Here is a 19,659-nt window from a genome sequence, read left to right on the forward strand (position 1 = left end):
AGGACCAGTGCGATTCGTCATCCGTCAGGGACCTAAAGGGAACACCTCAAGCCGCCTGCTTGCGTTGCTTTTACCAGTGTACTCGACTAAGACAACCGCTTGACGGGCGGGCGATTTCGATCGTCCCCCGCGCCCAGCGACGAAGACCGCATGCATCGCCGAACCCTGATCATTGCCGAGGCCGGTGTGAATCACAACGGCGATCGCGCGCGGGCGCTTGAGCTCGTGGAGGCCGCCGCGCGGGCCGGGGCCGACGTCGTCAAGTTTCAGTCGTTTCGTGCCGACAAGCTGGCGACTGCGGGTGCCGCGAAGGCGAGCTATCAGCAGGCGACCACGGGCAACGAGCAGTCGCAGCTCGAAATGCTGAGGGCGCTCGAGCTCAGCCAGGATGACGAGGAGCGCATTGCAGTCGCCTGTGCCGCAGCCGGCATCACCTACATGTCGACCCCATTCGATGCCGAAAGCGCCACGCATCTGGTCCGCCGAATCGGGGTCTCAACGCTGAAGGTCGGATCGGGCGATCTTACCAATGCGCCGCTCCTGTTGCATCTGGCGCGCTTTCGGCTGCCGATCATCCTGTCGACGGGTATGGCGACACTGGCGGAAGTGGAGCAGGCCCTCGGCGTCATCGCCTTCGGCTATTTCAGTGACGCGACTGCGCGGCCGGCAAGTGCCGATTTCGCAAAGCTTCTGCTCGACCGCGAGACCTGGACCGAACTGCGCGCCAAGGTCACGCTGCTGCATTGCACGACCGAATATCCGGCCGATCCGCGGTCGATCAACCTGCGCGCGATGGCGACGCTACACGATGCGTTCGGGCTTCCCGTTGGCTTTTCCGATCACAGTCGTGGGATCCATGTTGCGGCAGCCGCGGTCGCGCTCGGTGCGGCCGTGATCGAAAAACATCTGACGCTCGATCGCAATCTGCCGGGGCCCGATCACCGCGCCTCGATTGAACCCGACGAAATGGCCGCGATGATTGCGTCGATCCGCGACGTCGAGCTCGCGCTCGGTGACGGCCGCAAGGTGCCTGCGCCGGAAGAGATTCCAAATCGCGCAGTGGCACGGCGGAGCCTGGTTGCGATCCGCCCCGTTCGCGCCGGCGAGCGCTTCACGGAAGACAATCTCGGCGTCAAGCGGCCCGGTGACGGCATCCCGCCGATCGAATATTGGAGCTATCTCGGCAAGACGGCACAGCGCGACTATGGGGCCAACGAGGCGCTGGAGCCATGAGCCTGATCGTGCTCTGCGCCGGTGGTCATGCCCGCGTTGTCATCGAAGCATTGCGCAGTCGTGGCATATGTCCCGCCGCGGTGACGGATAGCGACCCCGCCCTCTTGGGTGACATGGTCGGGGGTATTCCGATCACGGGACCCGACGAAGATATCCTGAAGATGAGCGTGGATGCAGTCGAGCTTGTGAACGGCTTGGGCAACCGCGCCTCGCGCGCCGATTCGGGCATGTCCGGCCGGCGTACACTGTTTGGCCGTTTCGCAGCTCTGGGTTACCGGTTTCCAGTAGTCGCGCATGTCTCCGCGGCGATTGCCTCCGATGCGACACTCGGCGAAGGCGCTCAGGTGATGGCGGGTGCCGTCATCCAACCGGCGGCGCGGATCGGGCGGAATGCTCTGGTGAATACGCGCGCGGTGGTGGAGCATGACTGCATTGTGGGAGACCACGCACATGTCGCGCCGGGGGCGGTGCTCTGCGGCGGCGTGTCGATCGGCGAGAGCGCCCATATCGGCGCGGGCGCGGTGGTTCTGGTGGGCGTCAGCGTGGGAGCGGGAGCTGTAGTTGCCGCGGGCGCCGTGGTCGCAAAGAACGTCGAGGCCGGCGCCTTCGCCAGCGGCGACCGGATTGGTTCGTGATGAAAGAAATATTCGTCGTCAGTGAAGATACGCCTTTGATCGAGACGCTGCGGCGGATCGATCAGGGCCATTTGCAGCTCGCCGTGGTCGAACGTGACGGCAAGATCGTCGGCACCGTCACCGATGGTGACGTGCGGCGCGCGTTGCTCGGCGGCGTCGGGCTGGATGCCTCCGTCGACCTCGTGATGAACCGCTCGCCGATCACAGCGCCGGTCGGCATTACCAACCCCGCCGCGCTCAACCTGATGCGCAAGCATTCGATCCACCAGCTTCCGATCGTCGATACGGAGGGCAGGGTGGTCGAGGTCAAGCTGATCGACGATCTCGCACTGGCGCAGCAATCCGATCACTGGGTGGTCCTGATGGCCGGCGGCCTCGGCTCGCGGTTAAGACCTTTGACCGACGATATTCCAAAGCCCTTGATCCGGGTCGGCGAAAAGCCAATCCTGGAGACTGTGCTCGGCGGATTCGCCAAGGCCGGCTTCGGCAAGTTCTTCATTTCAGTCAACTACAAGGCCGAGATGATCCGCGATTATTTCGGCGATGGCTCGGCCTGGGGCGTCGAGATCAACTATCTCCAGGAGAGCGCGCGCCTCGGCACCGCGGGCGCATTGTCGCTGTTGCCCGAGCGGCCAACGCAGCCGTTTTTTGTCATGAACGGCGATCTGCTCACGACGGTCAATTTCGAGCAGATGCTGAAATATCATCGCGAGCATCAGGCGTTCTCTACCGTCTGCGTGCGCGAGCATTCGGTGACCGTGCCGTTCGGCGTGATCGATTTCGACAATCATCGCCTGCTCGGCATCCGCGAGAAGCCGACGCAGAAGTTTTTCGTCAATGCAGGTGTCTATCTCCTCGATCCCGGCGTGCTCGATCATCTCGACGGCAACCAGGCCGTCGACATGCCGGCCCTGATCGAGCGAACGATCGCCACCGGCAACCGCTCCGTGGTGTTCCCGCTGCGGGAGTACTGGATCGATGTCGGCCGACTCGACGATCTGCAGCGCGCTTCCGACGAGTTTCAGAGGATTTTCGGATGAGTACCGAGCGTTCGCTCCGCGAGATGATGTCACTCGACGGGCGCGTCGCTGTCATCACTGGGGGCGCCGGTCATATCGGCCGTGCAATTGCAGGCGGTCTGGCCGAGCTCGGCGCCACGATCGCGCTGGTGGATATTGCGGCGTCTGCGGGCAAGCAGGCTGCGGCGGAGCTCACGAAGAGCTGGCCGGTCAAGGCGGACATGTTCGATTGCGATTTCGAGCAAGGGGAGGCGGTGAAGGATCTGCCGCGACGGGTACGTGAGGCATTCGGCGGCATCGACATCATCGTCAATTGCGCGGCTTTTGTCGGCACCAGCGGCCTTCAGGGCTGGGCCGCGCCATTTGAGCAGCAATCAGATGTGACCTGGCGGCGCGCGCTCGAGGTCAACCTGACCGCACCATTCGTCCTGGTTCAGGCAGCAGCGGAAGATCTTGCCAAATCCGGTCATGGCAGCGTGATCAACATTTCCTCGATCTATGGGCTCGCCGGGCCGGATTGGCGGCTTTACGAGGGAACCACTCTGGGGAACCCCGCGGCCTACGCGGCGAGCAAGGGCGGCCTGGTCCAGATGACGCGCTGGCTTGCCACCACCATGGCTCCGAAAGTCCGGGTCAACGCGGTGGCGCCCGGAGGCGTCTTCAGGGCTACGCCAGAGCCCTTCTTGAGCCGGTATGTGGCCCGCACGCCGCTTGCGCGCATGGCGCGGGAGGACGATATGAAGGGCGCTGTGGCCTTTCTGGCGAGCGACTTGTCGGCCTATGTGACGGGCCAGTGTATTGCGGTCGACGGGGGCTGGACGGCGTGGTAAGCCGACGGCAAATCATGCAATCGCGAGAATCTCCGAAATGTTGAGCTGTAGCAAATGCTTGTTGCCGGAAACGGCTGAGGCAACATCGTTCGACGAGGCCGGTTCCTGCAGCGTTTGTCGTCAGATCGAGGTCCGTGACACTCAGATCGACTGGGACGATCGCTACAAGCAGCTCACCGAGTTGGTCGGCCAGTACCGCGACAAAGGCCTCTACGACTGCATCCTGCCCTATTCGGGCGGCAAGGACAGCGTGTTCCAGCTCTGGTACGTGGTGCGCAAGCTCGGTCTGAAACCGCTGGTCGTGCGTTTCGATCACTGGTTCTATCGGCCGCTGGTCGAGGAGAACAACACCAGCGTGTTCAAGCAGCTCGGCGTCGATGTCCTGAATTTTACGCCGAATTGGCATGTCGTCCGCGAATTGATGCTGGAATCACTGAAGCGCCGCGGCGACTTCTGCTGGCACTGCCACACCGGCATCTACGCTCACACGATGCAAATCGCGATCCGCTACGAGACGCCCCTTCTGATCTGGGGCGAGAGTCTCGCCGAATACCAGTCGTTCTATTCTTACGACGAAATGGAAGAGGTTGACGAGAAGCGCTTCAATCGCGCCATGAATCTCGGCATCACCGCCGACGATATGTACGAATTCCTCGGCGGCCGCGTTGCCAAACGCGACCTCTATCCGTTCGTATATCCGCCGCGCAAGGAACTGATGCGTATCAAGTGCCGCTCGGTCTGCCTGGGCAGCTACATCAAGTGGGACACCAAGAAACACGTCGATATCATCAAGAGCGAGCTCGGCTGGAAAGGCCAGGAGGTCGAGGGCATTCCGCCGGAATACGACTATGAGAAGATCGAGTGCTTCTTCCAGGGCGTGCGCGACTACCTGAAATACATCAAGCGCGGCATGGGGCGGACCAACCATCTCGCCAATATCGACATCCGCAACAAGCGCATGACCCGGGAGCAGGGAGAGGCCTTGGTGCGCGAATATGACGGCAAGCGGCCGCCGAGCCTCGATCTGTTCCTCGATTATCTGCAACTGACCGAAGAACAGTTCCTCGGCATCGCGATCAAGCACGAGGTCAGCCCGTGGCAGTTTTCCCCGAACGCGGTGGAGCCGGGCAGGAGAATGCCTGACATGGACAAGTGGGACCGGACCTCGGTGCCGTGGCCGAACCATCCGGGTGTCGAAATCGGCGGCAAGGGCTGATTTTTTCAACCGCGCTGTCGGCGGGGAGCTAAGGCGATGTCAGACGTTGCGATCGTCGACTACGGTATCAACAATGTGCGATCGGTCCGCAATGCTGTTGAGTACTGCGGCCACAATCCGATCGTGACCCACGACGCCGACGTGATCGCCGATGCCTCGCATGTGATCCTGCCCGGCGTCGGTGCCTTCGGCGACGCCATGCTCAACATCCGCGCCCGCGGCATCGACGAGTTGCTTGAACGTCACGTCCGTGAAAAGGGCAAGCCGTTCCTGGCCGTATGCCTCGGCATGCAATTGCTGGCGCAGTCCTCGGAAGAGCATGCCGATGACGGGGGCCTGCATCGCGGGCTGGGCTGGTTCGACGCCGATGTCGTGCGCCTGATGCCGAACGATCCCGCGCTGAAGATCCCGCACATGGGCTGGAACATAGTGGCTCGGGAGCGCGACCATCCGATCCTCGCCGGTATCCGCGAGAGCAATCTCGCTTTTTATTTCGTGCATTCCTTCGCTATGCGCTGCAAGAGCTCGGGCGACGTCGTAGGCCTTGCGCAATACGGTCAATCCGTGACCGCGATCATCGCGAAAGACAATATAGCCGCGACCCAGTTCCATCCCGAGAAAAGCCAGGACAGCGGCATCGAGCTGATGAGCAATTTCCTCCGCTGGAATCCGTAAAGCGCGCGCGATGCTGAAGAAGAGACTGATCCCAAAATTCCTGCTGCGCGACGGCAGGCTGGTGAAATACGTCAGGTTCTTCGAGAACGAGCGTGTCGCCGGCAATCCGGTGACGACCGCAAAAGTCTATAACGACTACGGCGTGGATGAGCTGATCGTGCTCGACATCGTGCCGAGCGAAGCCTCGCGCGGCCGCGTGGTCGATATCATCGAGCGGATGTCGGAAGAGATATTCATGCCGTTCACTGTCGGCGGCGGCGTCAAGACGCTTGAAGATGTCAACATGTTGCTGCGCGCCGGCGCAGACAAGGTTTCGGTCAATTCGGAAGCGGTGCGGCGTCCCGAATTCGTCCGCGACGCAGCGCGGGTGTTCGGCGACCAATGCATCACGGTGTCGATCGACTACAAGAAGATCAGCCCAAATCACGCCAGCGTGTTCATCGACGGCGGCCGCGAGCACGCTGCACTCGATCCGGTCGAATGGGCGCTGCGTTGCGAGGATCTGCATTGCGGCGAGATTCTGCTCGGCTCGATCGACCGTGATGGCACCATGTCCGGCTATGATTTGGACATGATCCACAAGGCGGCGAATGCACTCAGTGTGCCCTTGATCGTCTCGGGCGGTTGCGGTTCACTGCAGCACGCGATCGACGCGCTGGAGGCCGGCGCGTCCGCGGTGGCGATTTCGTCGATGTTTCTGTTCACCGACCACAGCCCGATCAAGTTGCGCAGCCATCTCTTTTCGCGCGGCCTCGATGTGCGGGCGAGTTCGAACAGCAGGAACTAGCACCGTGCAGCTCTCGCTTCAGCGCAATGACCTCGCCATCTACGTGCGGAAACAGTTCGAGAATCTGTTTCCAGATGGTGCCGATCTTCGCGACCTGCCGAAATTCGTGGATCTCGCGCTCGGGCGGATCGAGTACTGCTTCTCGCGCGTGAGGCTCAAGGGCTTCTTTGTCAATGGCGAGGCGCGGTTCTCGCATTGGCACTCCGACCAGTATGCGATCTTCCTCTACTACCTCGCAAACACCGTGTTTCGCGAGCGACCGGGCCATCCTATCGCCGACAAAGCCTACGCGCTCAACAAAGCCTTGCACGCGCTGGACGCATTCTACGAGGTGGAGTTGCCCGACATATTCGCGGTCCAGCATCCGGTCGGCACCGTGCTCGGCCGTGCCAGCTATTCGGATTATTTCATCTGCTACCACAACTGCACGGTCGGCGCGAATCTCGAGAACGACTACCCGTCGTTCGGCTGTGGCATCGTGATGTATGGCGGTAGCCGCGTGATTGGTAAGACAGACGTCGGCGACAACACCTTCTTATCCACTGGTGCAATCATCATCGATGGCGGCCCGCTCGCCGCCGACAGCGTGCTGCACGGCATCTATCCGAAGGCCGCGCGCTCGCCGACGTCGCGCAATGTGAGGCGCGAGATTTTCGGTGTGGGCGCCTGATCGATCAGGTCAGCCGCTTGAACCCGGAATGGGCGACCGGGCCGCGCAGCAATTGCTTGACGGCCTTCTGGTCCACTGCGGTGCGCAGCTCGCGGAACACCTCGTTCACGTTTTCCAGATAGCGATCGACATGGGCATCGGTATGCGCCCACATCGCATAGAACGAGCCGGTGGCAAGGATGCCGCGGTCGAGCATCATCTGCGTGAACAATGTGCGCACCTCCTGCGCGTCAGGCAGATCGAAGGCGAAATGCCCGAGCGGCGAGATACCGGAGACGTGCACCGGCAGGTCAGTTGCCCGCGCCGCATGAGTCCAGCCCTCCTGGATGCGGGTGCCGATGCGCATCAAATGCCTGGCGACATTCTGCTCGCGATGCTTGCGCAAGGTGGCAAGTGCTGCAACCGGGCCGACGCGCTCGGTCCACGCGGTCGAGCTGACAAATGTCTCCTGCGCCGCGTCCATCGACGACGCGCGGCCGACGATCGCTGCCATCGGATACCCGTTGGCAATGGCCTTTGCGAACACCGCGATATCAGGGTCGACGCCATAGGCGAGATGCGCGCCGCCGGAATTGATGCGAAAGCCCGACGTCACCTCGTCGAAGATCAGCACCGCGCCGCAGCGGTCGGCGAGCGCTCGTATACCCTTGATGAAGGCGGGTTCAGGCTCGCTAGAACGCACCGGCTCCATCACGATCGCTGCGAGCCGCTCGGCGTGAGCGGCAACGATCGCCTCGATCTCGTCGAGCTTGTTGAAGTGGAACGGATGCATCAACCCGGCGAGGCCGCGCGGCACGCCTTTGGTGTCGAGGCCCGGCAGCAGGTGGCCGTCGAGCGCGGTGGTCTCGCCGAGATTGGCGCTGAGATACCAGTCATGCCAGCCGTGATAGCCGCAGAATGCCACCATGTCGCGGCCGGTGGCCGCGCGCGCGATGCGGATCGCGATCGCCATCGCTTCGCCGCCGGCGCGGCCAAAGCGGACCATATCCGCCCAGGGATGCAGCTCGACCAGGAGTTCGGCGAGCTCGATATCCTCGGCGCAATTGAGCGTCGACATCGAGCCCATGTCTATCGCGGTCTTCACCGCGGCGTCGACGTCGGGATCGGCAAAGCCCAGGATGGTGGCGCCGATGCCGCAATAGCTCATGTCGAGATAGGTCCTGCCGTCGAGGTCGACAACTTCGGCGCCCTTGGCCGACTTGAAATAGGTCGGCCACTGCTCGGGCAGGAACATTTCGGGCCGTTTGGAGAGCAATTGCGTTCCGCCGGGCATGACCTTGCGCGCGCGCCGGTACAGCGTTTGGCCAGTGCTCGACATCGCATGTTTCTCCCGCAGGTAAAGCAGGCGGTGGATACCCCAAGCCCCCTGGTCAGGCAAGGTGCCGTACCTGGTTCACCGCTCGCAATCGAATTGCATAAAGGGGCGCGTCACGGCACCGTCTGCCTTGACGAGCAATACGTGACTTCTCCGGCCAAAGGTCTTCAGGTCGTTGGATCGTTTCTGCGGTCCATCCTTGCCTGCCGGACCTCGTTGACGACGCGGCGATAAAGGGCAAGCGCAGCTTCTTCCCGGTATTTGTAGGCGACGCTGGCCGCTCGCATTCCTTTTTCGGTCGTCGCCTGACGATCTCGTGCAGCCTCCCGGATCGCCCGAGCAAGCTCGACCGGATCCTGGGGCGGCACGACCCAACCGATGGCCTGTTCACCGAGCGCCAGAGCTCCTTCGGAATTTGCCTCTGACGCGATAACGACCGGCCGGCCGACAGCCAAGAGATTGTAGAGACGGCTCGGGATCGACACGCCGGCGATATTTCGACGATAGGGTATCACCCAAAGATCCGCCGCGGACAGGAACTCGATGAGCTCATCCTCGGGGACCGGGCTCAGGATCGTGACGTTGGTGAGGCCTTCCTGCGCGTACAGGTCATTCAATTCCTTCCAGCCGACGCCCCATCCGGACAGGATGAAATGAATGTCGCTCTCTGACTGCAGAAGTTTTGCTGCTTCAAACACCGTTGCAGGAGAGTGGGTGAAGCCGAGGTTACCTGATAATCCAACGATGAATTTGGAAGCATCCGGAGCGCGGAAACGGCTGGATGGGTCGATCTCCCGATATCCGATTGGGACCAGAGGCCAATTGGGGATGATGTGAAGCTTGTCTGGTTTGACGCCTGGGTACTTCAGGATCAGGGGCGGCACATCCCGTCCGATGACGATGATGCCATCCAGGCTTCGGAACAGGAGCGTGTTGGCGAGGCGGATGAGCCGGGCCGCAAAGGACCTGGATTGGATCAGGCCGGCTGCTTCGAGCGCTTCGGGGTAGAGATCGTAGATGAGGAGCAGCGTCGCGGCGCCGCGCAGTTTTGCAGCCAGAAGCACGGTGTACGGCAACGTAAAAGGAGACGTTACGCAGAAGACGATGTCGCTGGATGTTGCTCGCCTCAAGACCGAGAAGAACATCCGCGCGGCTAGCAGGCAAACCGCCGCCGCGCGTTGCACAAGTGCGGACTTGCGCGGACTCCAGTTTCTGATTTCGACAACGGTTGGATTGCTGCGCGGGTCCGCGCTGCGCGAATCCGGGTTGGCGGTGGCGGAAACAACGACAACCCGGTTGTCTGCCGCAAGCGTATCGGCGATCTTGCCCAGATACACCGCCGTCGTGCTCGTATCCGGAGGATAGAACTGAGTAGCGAGGATCAGCCTTGCAGAGCGGTGCATGTGTGAGGGCTGTCTGAGATGTGGAGCTCCGATAGTCGATCTGTCGACTGTTCCGCCCGGGTGTTGTTGGCAACGATGCCGCCGACCATGCCGCGGTGGCCGGCGAGGTAGACCGTCTTGCCCGTCAGCTCAAACGGCAGGCTTGCCATTGGCGACCTCCCGCTTCGCTTCGTCGAGATCGTTCGCCACCATTTCCTTGACCATCTGGGCGAACGACGTCTTGGGCTTCCAGCCCAGTTTCTGCCGCGCCTTGCTGGCATCGCCGACCAGAAGATCGACTTCGGTGGGGCGGAAATAGACCGGATCGATGCGGACCACGGTCTTGCCGGACCTGGTGTCGACGCCGGTCTCGTCAACGCCCTGGCCGCGCCATTCGATGCGGCGACCAACTTCGGCGAACGCCAGTTCGACGAATTCGCGCACCGAGCGGGTCTCGCCGGTCGCCAGCACGAAATCGTCCGCCGCATCGGCCTGCAAGATCCGGTGCATGCCCTCGATATAGTCGCGCGCATGGCCCCAGTCGCGCTTGGCCTCGAGGTTGCCGAGATAGAGCACCTCGTCGAGGCCAACCTCGATGCGGGCGACGCTGCGGGTGATCTTGCGGGTGACAAAGGTCTCGCCGCGGATCGGGCTCTCATGGTTGAACAGGATGCCGTTCGAGGCAAACATGCCGTAGGCCTCGCGATAGTTCACCGTGATCCAGTAGCCGTACAGCTTGGCGACGCCGTAAGGCGAGCGCGGGTAGAACGGCGTGGTCTCCTTCTGCGGCACCTCCTGGACCAGGCCATAAAGTTCGGAGGTCGAGGCCTGATAGAACCGCGTCTCCTTCTCCATGCCGAGAATGCGGATCGCCTCCAACAGCCGCAGCACGCCGATGGCGTCGGCGTTGGCGGTGTATTCCGGGCTTTCGAAGCTGACCCCGACATGGCTCTGGGCGGCGAGGTTGTAGATCTCGGTCGGCCGGATCTGCTGCATCAGCCGGATCAGGTTGGTCGAGTCGGTCATGTCGCCGTAATGCAGCAGGAACGGCACCTTGCGGGAATGCGGGTCCTGGTACAGGTGATCGATCCGCGCCGTGTTGAACGAGGACGACCGCCGCTTGATGCCGTGGACTTCATAGCCGAGGCCGAGCAGATATTCGGCCAAGTAGGCGCCGTCCTGGCCGGTGACGCCGGTAATCAGCGCAACAGGCGATTTCCGTGTCATAGCTCCAACCTATACAAAGGTTCTGGAATATCCCGACGAGACGCGTGACGCGAATCATTGGCAAGCAGGCCAACAGCCTAAAGCTTGCCGGCGCTTGCCGTGCTGGTTCGGTTGCCGTTCACGAGTTTATCCAAGCCGGCTTGGCCTCCTTAACCCAAAAAAGTTGGCAAATGCAAGCGAAGGACCCTGTTCATTCGGCCGTCGGCTTCGTCGTCTGCATTTCAGCGCCTATCAGGATAGCTCAGTCTACATCGCCGAGCCGGGCACATCGACAGTCGACGTGCGAAACACAAACAGTTAGAGTAGAAGGATTCCGCATCTGCATGATGTTTCGTGATGCAGAGGCGTCCAGTTGTGTATCTCATGGACGCACACACTATTTTCGTTCTGTCGAAAGACGGCTTTTGCCAACACGAACCGGTTGCCATAGGTTTTCACATTTGTGACCATTAGCCCCAGTGATCGTCTCATATAGGCTCATAAAGCTGTCCTGCGGTATCGCTGCAGTTTGCACCTATTTTGTTGCAGCACATTGGCTGCAGGTTACCTACGCGCCAGATCCAAACTTCGCTTTTGGTCCTGATGTTCCGGGTGTGAAGATCCGGCTCATGCCACCATTTGCGCAATTCGGAGGCTCGAAATTCGCAGTAGCGAAGGAGAGAAATAAGTTGTTCGACGAATTGGCCGACTCCGAAGATAACAAGGGCCGCTCCACCATCGAACTTTACGAGAATGACAGACGTCTTGGGCCGGCACACAGCGATCATTCGGACATCGCTAGGTTAGGTCGCGGCCGGTTTTCGCATTGGAGGAAGAATGGCACGACGGTATATTGGTCTTCAAGCGACAATACTGATCCAGCGACAAATGGTAGAGCTTACTGGGTGGTTAGACCCTCTCAATCTGAAAAACATTAGCACCATGCGCCAGATAATGTTGATGCTTTCACTGGCATCCCAACTCCGGAGTCGATGCTTATCATCTCTGGCCGCTAGATACTTTGATTGATGTTAGGCCTGCACCCATTCGATCTAGCACTCAGGGACGATGTGGACGAAGTATGCCAGGTCCTCATTCCAGGACCGACCTCAAGAAATGCTCGAGGTTATGGCTCGCAAACAGATACCCTTTTATTCCAGCCGCCCGTGCTGCTTCGAGATCGCTGGGCTTGTCGCCTATGAGAATGCTGCGACTGACATCCACCGGAAAGCGCTCCAACAGATCGTTGATCATGCCTGGAGCGGGCTTGCGTCGATGGCTTACGCGACGATACCGCTCTATCACGGCCTCGGGGTGATAAGGACAGAATTCGAATGCATCGACGTGTGCTCCAATTTTGGCCAAATCATCCATCATCACCTTATGTAATGCTTCAACGTGAGTTTCCTCGTAGAAGCCTCTGGCTACTCCCGATTGATTTGTAACGACGAATACAAAGTAACCAGCATCATTGGCTGCCTTTATTGCTTCGCGTGCGCCATCAATCCACCTCAGCTTACTGATGTCGAACACATAACCGCTATCCTCGTTCAGTACTCCGTCCCGATCGAAGAAAACTGCTGGTCTCTTCATTTCGCTACCTTGAAGCCACGGACTGCTATCGGCCACAGCTAACTAGATTGCAATTCTAGCTCTTAATGGTGCAGGAGTTTTGCTGCGTAGCAGCTGTGAAGACCTTGTTGCGCAGCGCAATTCGCTTAGGATGGCTCCCAGCCGATCGCGAGTAGTTTGGTTGGAGGAGCCACCAGGGGCCGCCCGATCCGTTCCCATATTGCGATCTGGCCTGTGGCCTTAAGCGCTACCCCAATCCAGCTTTCGGGTACTGGAATCAACCAAGGTGATCTGCCCGCGCCGACGCGGTAACGCGCGATGAGATCTGCGACCGTTACCGGTTCGGGATCCGATACGATAAAAGTTTCTCGCTTCGCGCGGGGATTATTGAGCGCCAGCTCGACCGCCGAGCTGAAGTTTTGAATCGACAGGACGGACCTTTGCGCGGTCAGGGACCCGAACGGCAGCGGGATGGGAAGACGCGAAAGCCGGTGAATGACCGCGAAGTTTCCTTTCTCGCCATCACCATAAATCACGACGGGCCGCAAGATCGTGAATGAAATGCCCGCCGCGCGAATGGCCTGTTCCGCGGCGAACTTGGATCGTCCATACGCATTATGAGGCGTTGGAAAATCATCCTCGGTAAGCTCATGATCTGCATAAGAGCCGGACTGGGCGGCGATCGAAGAAACGAACACCAGATGCTTTGTAGCGCCGCGGGATATCGCCTGCGCGAGCGCCGAGGTCGCACGATGATTGACGTGATCGTAAAGGCTATCATCGGCATATTTGTGCGCTACTCCGGCCAGATGTACTACGGTGTCGCATTGCGACAGGAGCGGCTGCCAGTCGAACAGCCTCGATATGTCCGGAAGAGAGACGGCGGCGATGTTTGGATTGTCAAAAGTAAATGTCGCTCTTGATGCCGCGATCACCCTGTACCCCCGCATGGCGAGGTGGCGAACGAGATGGCGTCCGACGAACCCGTCGGCGCCGGTCACGAGCACTCTGGGTTTTTCCATGTTGAGGCCATCCTGGCAGAAGGATGCCACCGCGCTATCTTGCGATCCGGCCGGCCCCGTAGCAGGCTCCTGTCGCGAGATCATTGGCCCGGTGACAGGCTTTGGCCAAATTTGCTGTTGCATGAAACCCGCATTTTAAGCTCTGGGCGACAAGCCTCAGGCAGCCAATATAGCCGCCCGAATCAGTTCTGGCCAACCAAGGGTTTAGCGAGGGAACTTCCAGCAAAGGCAAATTGATACCCGTGGAAGATGGATTGCAGTTGTGATCCGCTTGCCGTTGACAACCTCGAATTTAGTTTAAGAGCGTGTCACGGTTCCGTCAAAAGCTCAAAATGCGACAACTGTCCTCCTCTGACAACGCGGCGGGGTCTGGCCCGGCGACTTCACCATGGCCGCACCATTAGCTTGAAGAGGTGAGCTCGGCGCGACGGCCGGCGCGTTGAATTGGTCTTACGATTGTCCTCTCTCCATGCCCCGCTAGTAACGGCGGATGAATGGGCGAGCAACGTGATCAGATGAACGTGCACCATGGACCTGTGCATCTCAATCGGTTCAATCGCGCCGGACCTCAAGCGCTTCGCTCGGATACTGTACTCGATCGCCTCCTTGGCTTCCTCAGGGACGAGTTTCTTGAGCCCAGCTTTGACAATCTCGTGATTCTGGTGCGTGTGTCCTGTCATTCGAGGAAACTATGATCTCCTCAAAGTGATGGACACGTCGATCCACTCGTGATAGTTGTATGAGGCCACCGATGGAACCCACGCGGCATGCAGGCCAGTGGTAAATTGAAATGGGTAGTAGCAATAGCCGGCATCATCGGCTATTTCGCGCTCGCCTCTTACTTCAAGTATTCCTACCCTCTTTCAGGAAAAGAGATTGCTGTCCTTCGCGGCTTCGAGCGATTGGGAGATTCGCCCCATGCCGTGGTCGCACATAGTTGGATTCCCACAGGCGCGCGCTTAGGCGAACCAGATTCCGAGGACGACAACGAGCGCTCTCGCGTATTGATCTATGAAGACGACAAGCCGCTAGGCCCACCGCACAGCGTGCACGCAGATATTGCCAAGCTGGGCATGGGCCGTTTCTCACACTGGCGCGGTCAGGGTTTTGTGTTTTCCTCGAGCGACAACAGTGATCCGGCGACCAATGGTCGTTCATACCGAGCCGTTGTGCCGGAGACGACCGATTAGGCCGACTCCGAAACGGAAAGCCCGCCAGCTCTCGCTGGCGGGCCGCTGCTCTACCATCGGCAGCGCCGTGACGTCGTCTGCGGCATCCTTGTAACAAATCAGGTCCGCTCGTCCGCGATCACCTTGCCGTCGTTCGGCAGCGCGCCTGCGCCAACCAGTTCGACATTGCCGCCGAGCTTCGTCACCGCGCGCAGCGTTGCCGCGAGTTCGACCTGTAGCGCCTCGCCGGGCGACGCCGTTTCCGCTTTCAGCGTCATCAGATCGCTTTCGCCGGATCGCGTGACGACGAGGCGTAGTCTTCCGAGTTGCGGATGGCGCTTGCCGATCTCGGCGATCTGCTCGGGGCGGACGAACATACCCTTGATCTTGGTGGTCTGATCGGCGCGACCCATCCAGCCCTTGATGCGCATGTTGGTGCGCCCGCATGGGCTTGTTGCCGGCAGCGCCGCAGTAAGATCGCCGAGCGCGAGCCGGATCCAGGGATGCTGCGGATCGAGCGAGGTGACGACGATCTCGCCGACGTCGCCGGGTGCCACGGGATCGCCGGTGCCGGGACGCACGATCTCCATGATGATATCTTCGTTGACGACCATGCCCTCGCGCGCCGGCGTCTCGAACGCGACCATGCCGAGGTCGGCGGTGCCGAACGCCTGATAGGCGTCGATGCCGCGCGCCTTGACTTCGTCCTGCAGTGATTTCGGAAACGCCGCGCCGGAGACTAGCGCGCGCTTGATCGAGGAGACATCACGTCCGGCATTCGCGGCCGCGTCGAGCAGGATCTTGAGGAAATCAGGCGTGCCGCTATAGCCGACCGGGCGATAGGCCTCGATCAGTTCAAACTGCTGCTCGGTATTGCCGGGGCCGGCCGGAATCACCGCGCAGCCCAGCGCCCGCGCCGAGGCATCGAAAATGAAGCCGCCCGGCGTCAGATGGTAGCTGAAGGTGTTGAGCACCACGTCGCCGGGCCGAAAGCCCGCCGCGAACAGCGCCCGCGCGCCACGCCAGGGGTCGGCGTGAACGGGCTCGGGCTCGAAGATCGGCCCCGGCGAGGTAAACAGCCGTCCGAACGACCCAAGCGGCCCCGCCACAAACCCGCCGAAGGGCGGCGCGGCCTTGTGCAGGGCAGGGAGTTCCGATTTGCGCAGCACCGGCAACTCAGCAAGCGCGGCGCGGCTGGTCACGGAAGCGGGATCGATGCCTTTCAAGCGCTCGGCATAGGCCGGCGCGGCGAGCGCCTTGCGCAGGACGTCCGGAAGCTTTGAAAACAGCTCCGCCTCGCGTATGCCCGGCTCGCGCGTTTCAAGGGCGTCGTAGTGGTCGGTCATGGCTGATGCCTCAGGTGAGCGCCGATTGCGTGCCGCCTCTGACGTGCTATCAGACGGCTTCCACCGGTGTTGATGTTCCAGGGAACGCAATGGCTGAAAGAGATACCGCTGCGGCGGCAGACACGCTGGATTCGGCCGATATCGTCGCCAAGCTGAAGCTTCGCACGATCGACCACTGCCTGCCGCTGTGGTCGACCGAGGGGTGGGACGACGCAACGGGCGGCTTCATCGATCGGCTCAATCCGGACGGCCGTGCAGACCGCCTGGCGCCGCGCCGGGTTTTCGTGCAGGCGCGCCAGATCTATTGCTTCGCCAAGGCGGCGCAGATGGGCTGGTATCCGCAGGGGCGCGCGATCGCGCTCAAAGGGCTGGAGCACCTGCTGGCGAAGGCGAAAGCCCCCGACGGCAAGCCCGGCTTTGTGCATACGCTGAAGCCTGACGGCGCGGTGCTGGATCCGCTGCGGGATTCCTACGACCACGCCTTTATCCTGCTCGCCCTCGCAACAGTCTATGGCCTCGATCGCGACGCGCAGGTTCGCGCCGAGATCGACTCGCTCTGCCACTTCATCGAGACGCAGCTTCGCTCGCCGCATGGCGGGGTTCACGAGGGATTGCCGGTATCGATGCCGCGGCGGCAAAACCCGCAGATGCACATGTTCGAGGCGATGATTGCCGCGTTCGACGCGACACATGACCTCGTGTTCCAGAACAGGGCCGGAAATTTCTTCAGCCTGTTTCTGGCCAACCTCTACGATAAGCAGCGGCAGGTGCTTGGCGAATATTTCGAGGAGGACTGGTCGAAGATCGAGCCGGTCAGTGTCGAGCCCGGACATCAGGCGGAATGGGCGTGGCTGCTGAAAGGTTTTGAGCGCATCACCGGCTGTCCGACCGGGCGCTATCGCGGCGAATTGCTGGCAACAGCGCTGCGCCATCGCGACGAGGCGACCGGCTGCCTGATCGACGAAGGCGACGCCCGCGGCAACATCAGGCGGCATACGCGCCGGCTGTGGCCGCAGACGGAAATCGCCAAGGCGTGGATCGCGCAAGCCGAGGCGGGGGAAGCGGGAGCGGCCGATGAAGCGCGCGCGGCGCTGGCGCGGCTCGAACGGCACTATCTCAGCCATCCCGTCACGGGCGGCTGGTACGACCAATTCGACCGCGACGGGAACTCCCTGGTCGCCACCATTCCTGCGTCTTCGTTCTATCATGTTCTCTGCGCGGTCGCGGAAGCGGAGCAGGTGCTCGGTTGAGCACCTAAACCTCACAGCCACCGCTTTCGCCGCTTGAAGCTCTTGAGGTTCTTGAAACTCTTGCGCTGGTCGCCGGCGCCGCCGAGATAGAACTCCTTGACGTCCTCGTTATCGCGCAATTCGTCAGCGGTGCCGTCGAGCACCACCTTGCCCTGTTCCATGATGTAGCCGTGGCTCGCGACCGAGAGCGCCGCGCGCGCGTTCTGCTCCACCAGCAGGATGGTAACGCCGAGGTCGCGGTTGATCGCCTTGATGATCCCAAACACTTCCTTGACCAGGAGCGGGGACAGGCCCATCGACGGCTCGTCCATCAGGATCATCTTGGGGCGCGCCATTAGCGCGCGGCCGATCGCCAGCATCTGCTGTTCGCCGCCGGAGAGATAGCCGGCGAGCCCGGTGCGCTCCTTGAGCCGCGGGAAATATCTGAACACCATGTCGATGTCGGCGGCGATCTCGTTGTCGGTGCGGGTAAACGCGCCGAGCTTCAGGTTTTCGATCGACGTCATGTCGGCGATGATGCGGCGGCCTTCCATCACCTGGAAGATACCGCGGCGGACGATCTTGTCGGGGTCGATGCCGTTGATGCGCTCGCCATCGAAGACGATTTCGCCGCGGATCACTTCGCCGTCCTCGGTTTTGAGCAGGCCCGAGATCGCCTTCAGCGTCGTCGACTTGCCGGCGCCGTTGGCGCCGAGCAGCGCCACGATCGCGCCCTTCGGCACTTCAAGGCTCAAGCCGCGCAACACCAGGATGACCTTATCGTAGACCACCTCGATGTTGTGGACGCTGAGCAGCGGGGCGGCGGCTTGCGCGGCAGTCTTCGCAGGACGATTGAGTTCGGTTGCTTCAGTCATTTTCCCGATCCTGGCGTTGTCAGTGGAGCGGGGCGTCCGCTCCCCCACCGCCGTCATCACCCGCGTATGCGGGTGATCCAGTATTCCAGAGGCGCCTGCGATCAATCGAGAAGCCGCGGCGTACTGGATCCCCGCTTCCGCGGGGATGACAGTTGAGTGATGAGGCGACTACAGGCGCCTCCCGACCTCACCAGCCCAGCCAGTCGGGCTTGCGCGGCAGGTCGATCGTCTTCACCTTCTCCATCTTGATGCCGCCGCTCTTGACGAGCTCGTTGAGCGGGGCGTCGGTCGCACCTGCGACCTTCATGCGATACAGATCGACCTTGAGCGTGCCGCGGTGGTCCTTCTCGGTGAAAGTCGAGGGGTTGCAGATGCCTTCGCCGCCGGCGGGCACCCAATCCTTCTTCTGGTAGAAGCCCTTCTTGACGTTCTCGCCGGTGGCGCCGCCGTTCTTGGCGGCCCATTCGACGGCTTCCTTCATGTAGAGCGCGGTGCAGACGCCGGCGAGGTAATGCACGGGACGGTAGGCGGTACCGGCCGCGTCCGACATCTTGGAGATTTCCATAAACGCCTTCATGCCGGGCGCGTTGCCGCCCCAGGCGATCGCGGTGCGCAGCGGAAACACCACGCCGTCGGCGGCAGCACCGGCAGCCTTGGCGGCGTTCTCATCCATGCCCCAGACGTTGCCGAGGAACTGAACGTCGACACCGGCGGCCTTGCAGGCGTTGAGCACGGAGATGTTGGAGCCCGCGGTATTGCCGAGATAGGCGTAGTTGGCGCCCGAGCTCTTCAGCGTCAGGCACTGCGCGCTGTAGTCACCGGGCGTCAATGCGAACACGATCGGCGACAGCACTTCGAACCCGAGGTCGGTGGCAATTGCTTCGCCTGCCGCCTTCGGCGCGTTCGGATAGGGGTGGTTGGCACCCATGTGGACGTATTTCGGCTTGCCGGACTTGCCCTTGGCTTTCCAGTCCTCGGCGGCCCAGGTCAGCATGCCGCGAAGTGCGTCCGAGTAGCTGGGACCATAGAAAAAATTGTAGGGAGCGGGTTTGGCCTTTCCGCCGGCGCCGGTCGGATCGGAGAGTGCTGCGGCATAGGATGCCGAGATATCCGGGATCTTGTCCTGGGCCAGGAAACCCGTCAGCGCTTCGGTGTCGGCGGTGCCCCAGCCGAGAATGGCGGCGACCTTGTCGGCGCCCGACCATTTCTTGTACTGGGCGATGGCGCGCGGCACCTGATAGCCGTAATCGACGGTATCGAGGTTGACCTTGGCGCCGTTGATGCCGCCGCTCTTGTTGATCCATGCATAGGTGTCGGCGACACCCTGTCCGAACGGCGTTCCGACGTCCGAAGTTGGTCCTGAATAGTCGGTGAGATGCCCCAGCGCGACCGGCGCCTGGGCGGATGCCGCGGTAGAACCCAACAGCAAAGCAAGCGAGGCTGTGCTCAACAGAGTCTTCATCATCATAGACATAATC

Annotated in this window: 19 protein-coding genes; 10 read left to right on the plus strand and 9 right to left on the minus strand. The window is 61.3% G+C overall.

All coding sequences use genetic code 11. From position 1 onward, the window contains the following. Positions 1-150 precede the first annotated feature (150 nt). The 8 genes from neuB to V1292_RS18445 are packed head-to-tail and all read left to right on the plus strand — an operon-like array spanning position 151 to position 7,065. Positions 151-1,233 carry an N-acetylneuraminate synthase gene (neuB, locus tag V1292_RS18410; RefSeq protein WP_334374139.1) on the plus strand — a complete coding sequence of 361 codons (1,083 nt, stop codon included), beginning with the start codon at positions 151-153 and terminating at the stop codon, positions 1,231-1,233. Beyond that, complete coding sequence (locus V1292_RS18415; RefSeq protein ID WP_334374140.1) at positions 1,230-1,868, plus strand: acetyltransferase; 639 nt, start codon at positions 1,230-1,232, stop codon at positions 1,866-1,868. The genes neuB and V1292_RS18415 overlap by 4 nt, the downstream gene beginning before the upstream one ends. Next, positions 1,868-2,908 (plus strand): nucleotidyltransferase family protein, encoded by a 1,041-nt coding sequence (locus V1292_RS18420; protein ID WP_334374141.1) that lies wholly within the window; start codon positions 1,868-1,870, stop codon positions 2,906-2,908. Before V1292_RS18415 ends, V1292_RS18420 begins: the two co-directional genes overlap by 1 nt. After that, positions 2,905-3,717, plus strand: coding sequence for an SDR family oxidoreductase (locus V1292_RS18425; protein ID WP_334374142.1), 813 nt, complete (start codon positions 2,905-2,907; stop codon positions 3,715-3,717). The genes V1292_RS18420 and V1292_RS18425 overlap by 4 nt, the downstream gene beginning before the upstream one ends. A gap of 37 nt (positions 3,718-3,754) precedes the next feature. Then, the gene (locus V1292_RS18430) at positions 3,755-4,933 is read left to right on the plus strand and encodes an N-acetyl sugar amidotransferase (protein ID WP_334374143.1); all 1,179 of its coding nucleotides are present in this window, start codon (positions 3,755-3,757) and stop codon (positions 4,931-4,933) included. Between the two features lie 36 nt (positions 4,934-4,969). Beyond that, positions 4,970-5,608 carry an imidazole glycerol phosphate synthase subunit HisH gene (gene hisH, locus V1292_RS18435; protein ID WP_334374144.1) on the plus strand — a complete coding sequence of 213 codons (639 nt, stop codon included), beginning with the start codon at positions 4,970-4,972 and terminating at the stop codon, positions 5,606-5,608. 10 nt (positions 5,609-5,618) lie between these two features. Beyond that, positions 5,619-6,395, plus strand: coding sequence for an imidazole glycerol phosphate synthase cyclase subunit (locus tag V1292_RS18440; RefSeq protein WP_334374145.1), 777 nt, complete (start codon positions 5,619-5,621; stop codon positions 6,393-6,395). Between the two features lie 4 nt (positions 6,396-6,399). Then, a complete protein-coding gene (locus V1292_RS18445) occupies positions 6,400-7,065 on the plus strand; it encodes a hypothetical protein (RefSeq protein ID WP_334374146.1) in 666 nt (221 codons plus the stop codon). Positions 7,066-7,069: 4 nt separating this feature from the next. Here the strand turns inward: V1292_RS18445 and V1292_RS18450 are convergent, their stop codons facing one another. From V1292_RS18450 to V1292_RS18475, 6 genes are all read right to left on the minus strand, one after another. After that, positions 7,070-8,383, minus strand: a complete 1,314-nt coding sequence (locus tag V1292_RS18450; protein WP_334374147.1) for an aminotransferase class III-fold pyridoxal phosphate-dependent enzyme — start codon at positions 8,381-8,383, stop codon at positions 7,070-7,072. A 164-nt stretch (positions 8,384-8,547) separates the two neighbouring features. After that, complete coding sequence (locus V1292_RS18455; protein ID WP_334374148.1) at positions 8,548-9,717, minus strand: glycosyltransferase family 4 protein; 1,170 nt, start codon at positions 9,715-9,717, stop codon at positions 8,548-8,550. 44 nt (positions 9,718-9,761) lie between these two features. Next, positions 9,762-9,932: a hypothetical protein gene (locus tag V1292_RS18460; protein ID WP_334374149.1), complete on the minus strand. Its 171-nt coding sequence runs from the start codon at positions 9,930-9,932 to the stop codon at positions 9,762-9,764. Continuing rightward, entirely contained in the window at positions 9,913-10,989 is a 1,077-nt protein-coding gene (gene gmd, locus V1292_RS18465; protein WP_334374150.1) for a GDP-mannose 4,6-dehydratase, read from the minus strand. Before gmd ends, V1292_RS18460 begins: the two co-directional genes overlap by 20 nt. A 1,071-nt stretch (positions 10,990-12,060) precedes the next feature. Beyond that, positions 12,061-12,561 (minus strand): D-glycero-alpha-D-manno-heptose-1,7-bisphosphate 7-phosphatase, encoded by a 501-nt coding sequence (locus V1292_RS18470; protein ID WP_334374151.1) that lies wholly within the window; start codon positions 12,559-12,561, stop codon positions 12,061-12,063. A gap of 125 nt (positions 12,562-12,686) precedes the next feature. Further along, the gene (locus V1292_RS18475; protein WP_334374152.1) at positions 12,687-13,562 is read right to left on the minus strand and encodes an NAD-dependent epimerase/dehydratase family protein; all 876 of its coding nucleotides are present in this window, start codon (positions 13,560-13,562) and stop codon (positions 12,687-12,689) included. 767 nt (positions 13,563-14,329) lie between these two features. Between V1292_RS18475 and V1292_RS18480 the strand changes: the two genes are divergently transcribed. Continuing rightward, positions 14,330-14,752 (plus strand): hypothetical protein, encoded by a 423-nt coding sequence (locus tag V1292_RS18480; RefSeq protein WP_334374153.1) that lies wholly within the window; start codon positions 14,330-14,332, stop codon positions 14,750-14,752. A 98-nt stretch (positions 14,753-14,850) separates the two neighbouring features. On the opposite strand, the gene V1292_RS18485 is transcribed toward V1292_RS18480, so the two are convergent. Beyond that, positions 14,851-16,077 carry a phenylacetate--CoA ligase family protein gene (locus tag V1292_RS18485; protein ID WP_334374154.1) on the minus strand — a complete coding sequence of 409 codons (1,227 nt, stop codon included), beginning with the start codon at positions 16,075-16,077 and terminating at the stop codon, positions 14,851-14,853. An 89-nt stretch (positions 16,078-16,166) separates the two neighbouring features. Between V1292_RS18485 and V1292_RS18490 the strand changes: the two genes are divergently transcribed. Beyond that, positions 16,167-17,327: an AGE family epimerase/isomerase gene (locus tag V1292_RS18490; protein ID WP_334374155.1), complete on the plus strand. Its 1,161-nt coding sequence runs from the start codon at positions 16,167-16,169 to the stop codon at positions 17,325-17,327. Between the two features lie 11 nt (positions 17,328-17,338). Here the strand turns inward: V1292_RS18490 and V1292_RS18495 are convergent, their stop codons facing one another. Continuing rightward, a complete protein-coding gene (locus V1292_RS18495) occupies positions 17,339-18,181 on the minus strand; it encodes an ABC transporter ATP-binding protein (protein WP_028351617.1) in 843 nt (280 codons plus the stop codon). A 187-nt stretch (positions 18,182-18,368) separates the two neighbouring features. Continuing rightward, positions 18,369-19,649, minus strand: a complete 1,281-nt coding sequence (locus tag V1292_RS18500) for an ABC transporter substrate-binding protein (protein WP_334374156.1) — start codon at positions 19,647-19,649, stop codon at positions 18,369-18,371. Positions 19,650-19,659 lie beyond the last annotated feature (10 nt).

Origin of the sequence: Bradyrhizobium sp. AZCC 1719 (assembly GCF_036924525.1) — a bacterium.
Taxonomy (GTDB): Bacteria; Pseudomonadota; Alphaproteobacteria; order Rhizobiales; family Xanthobacteraceae; genus Bradyrhizobium.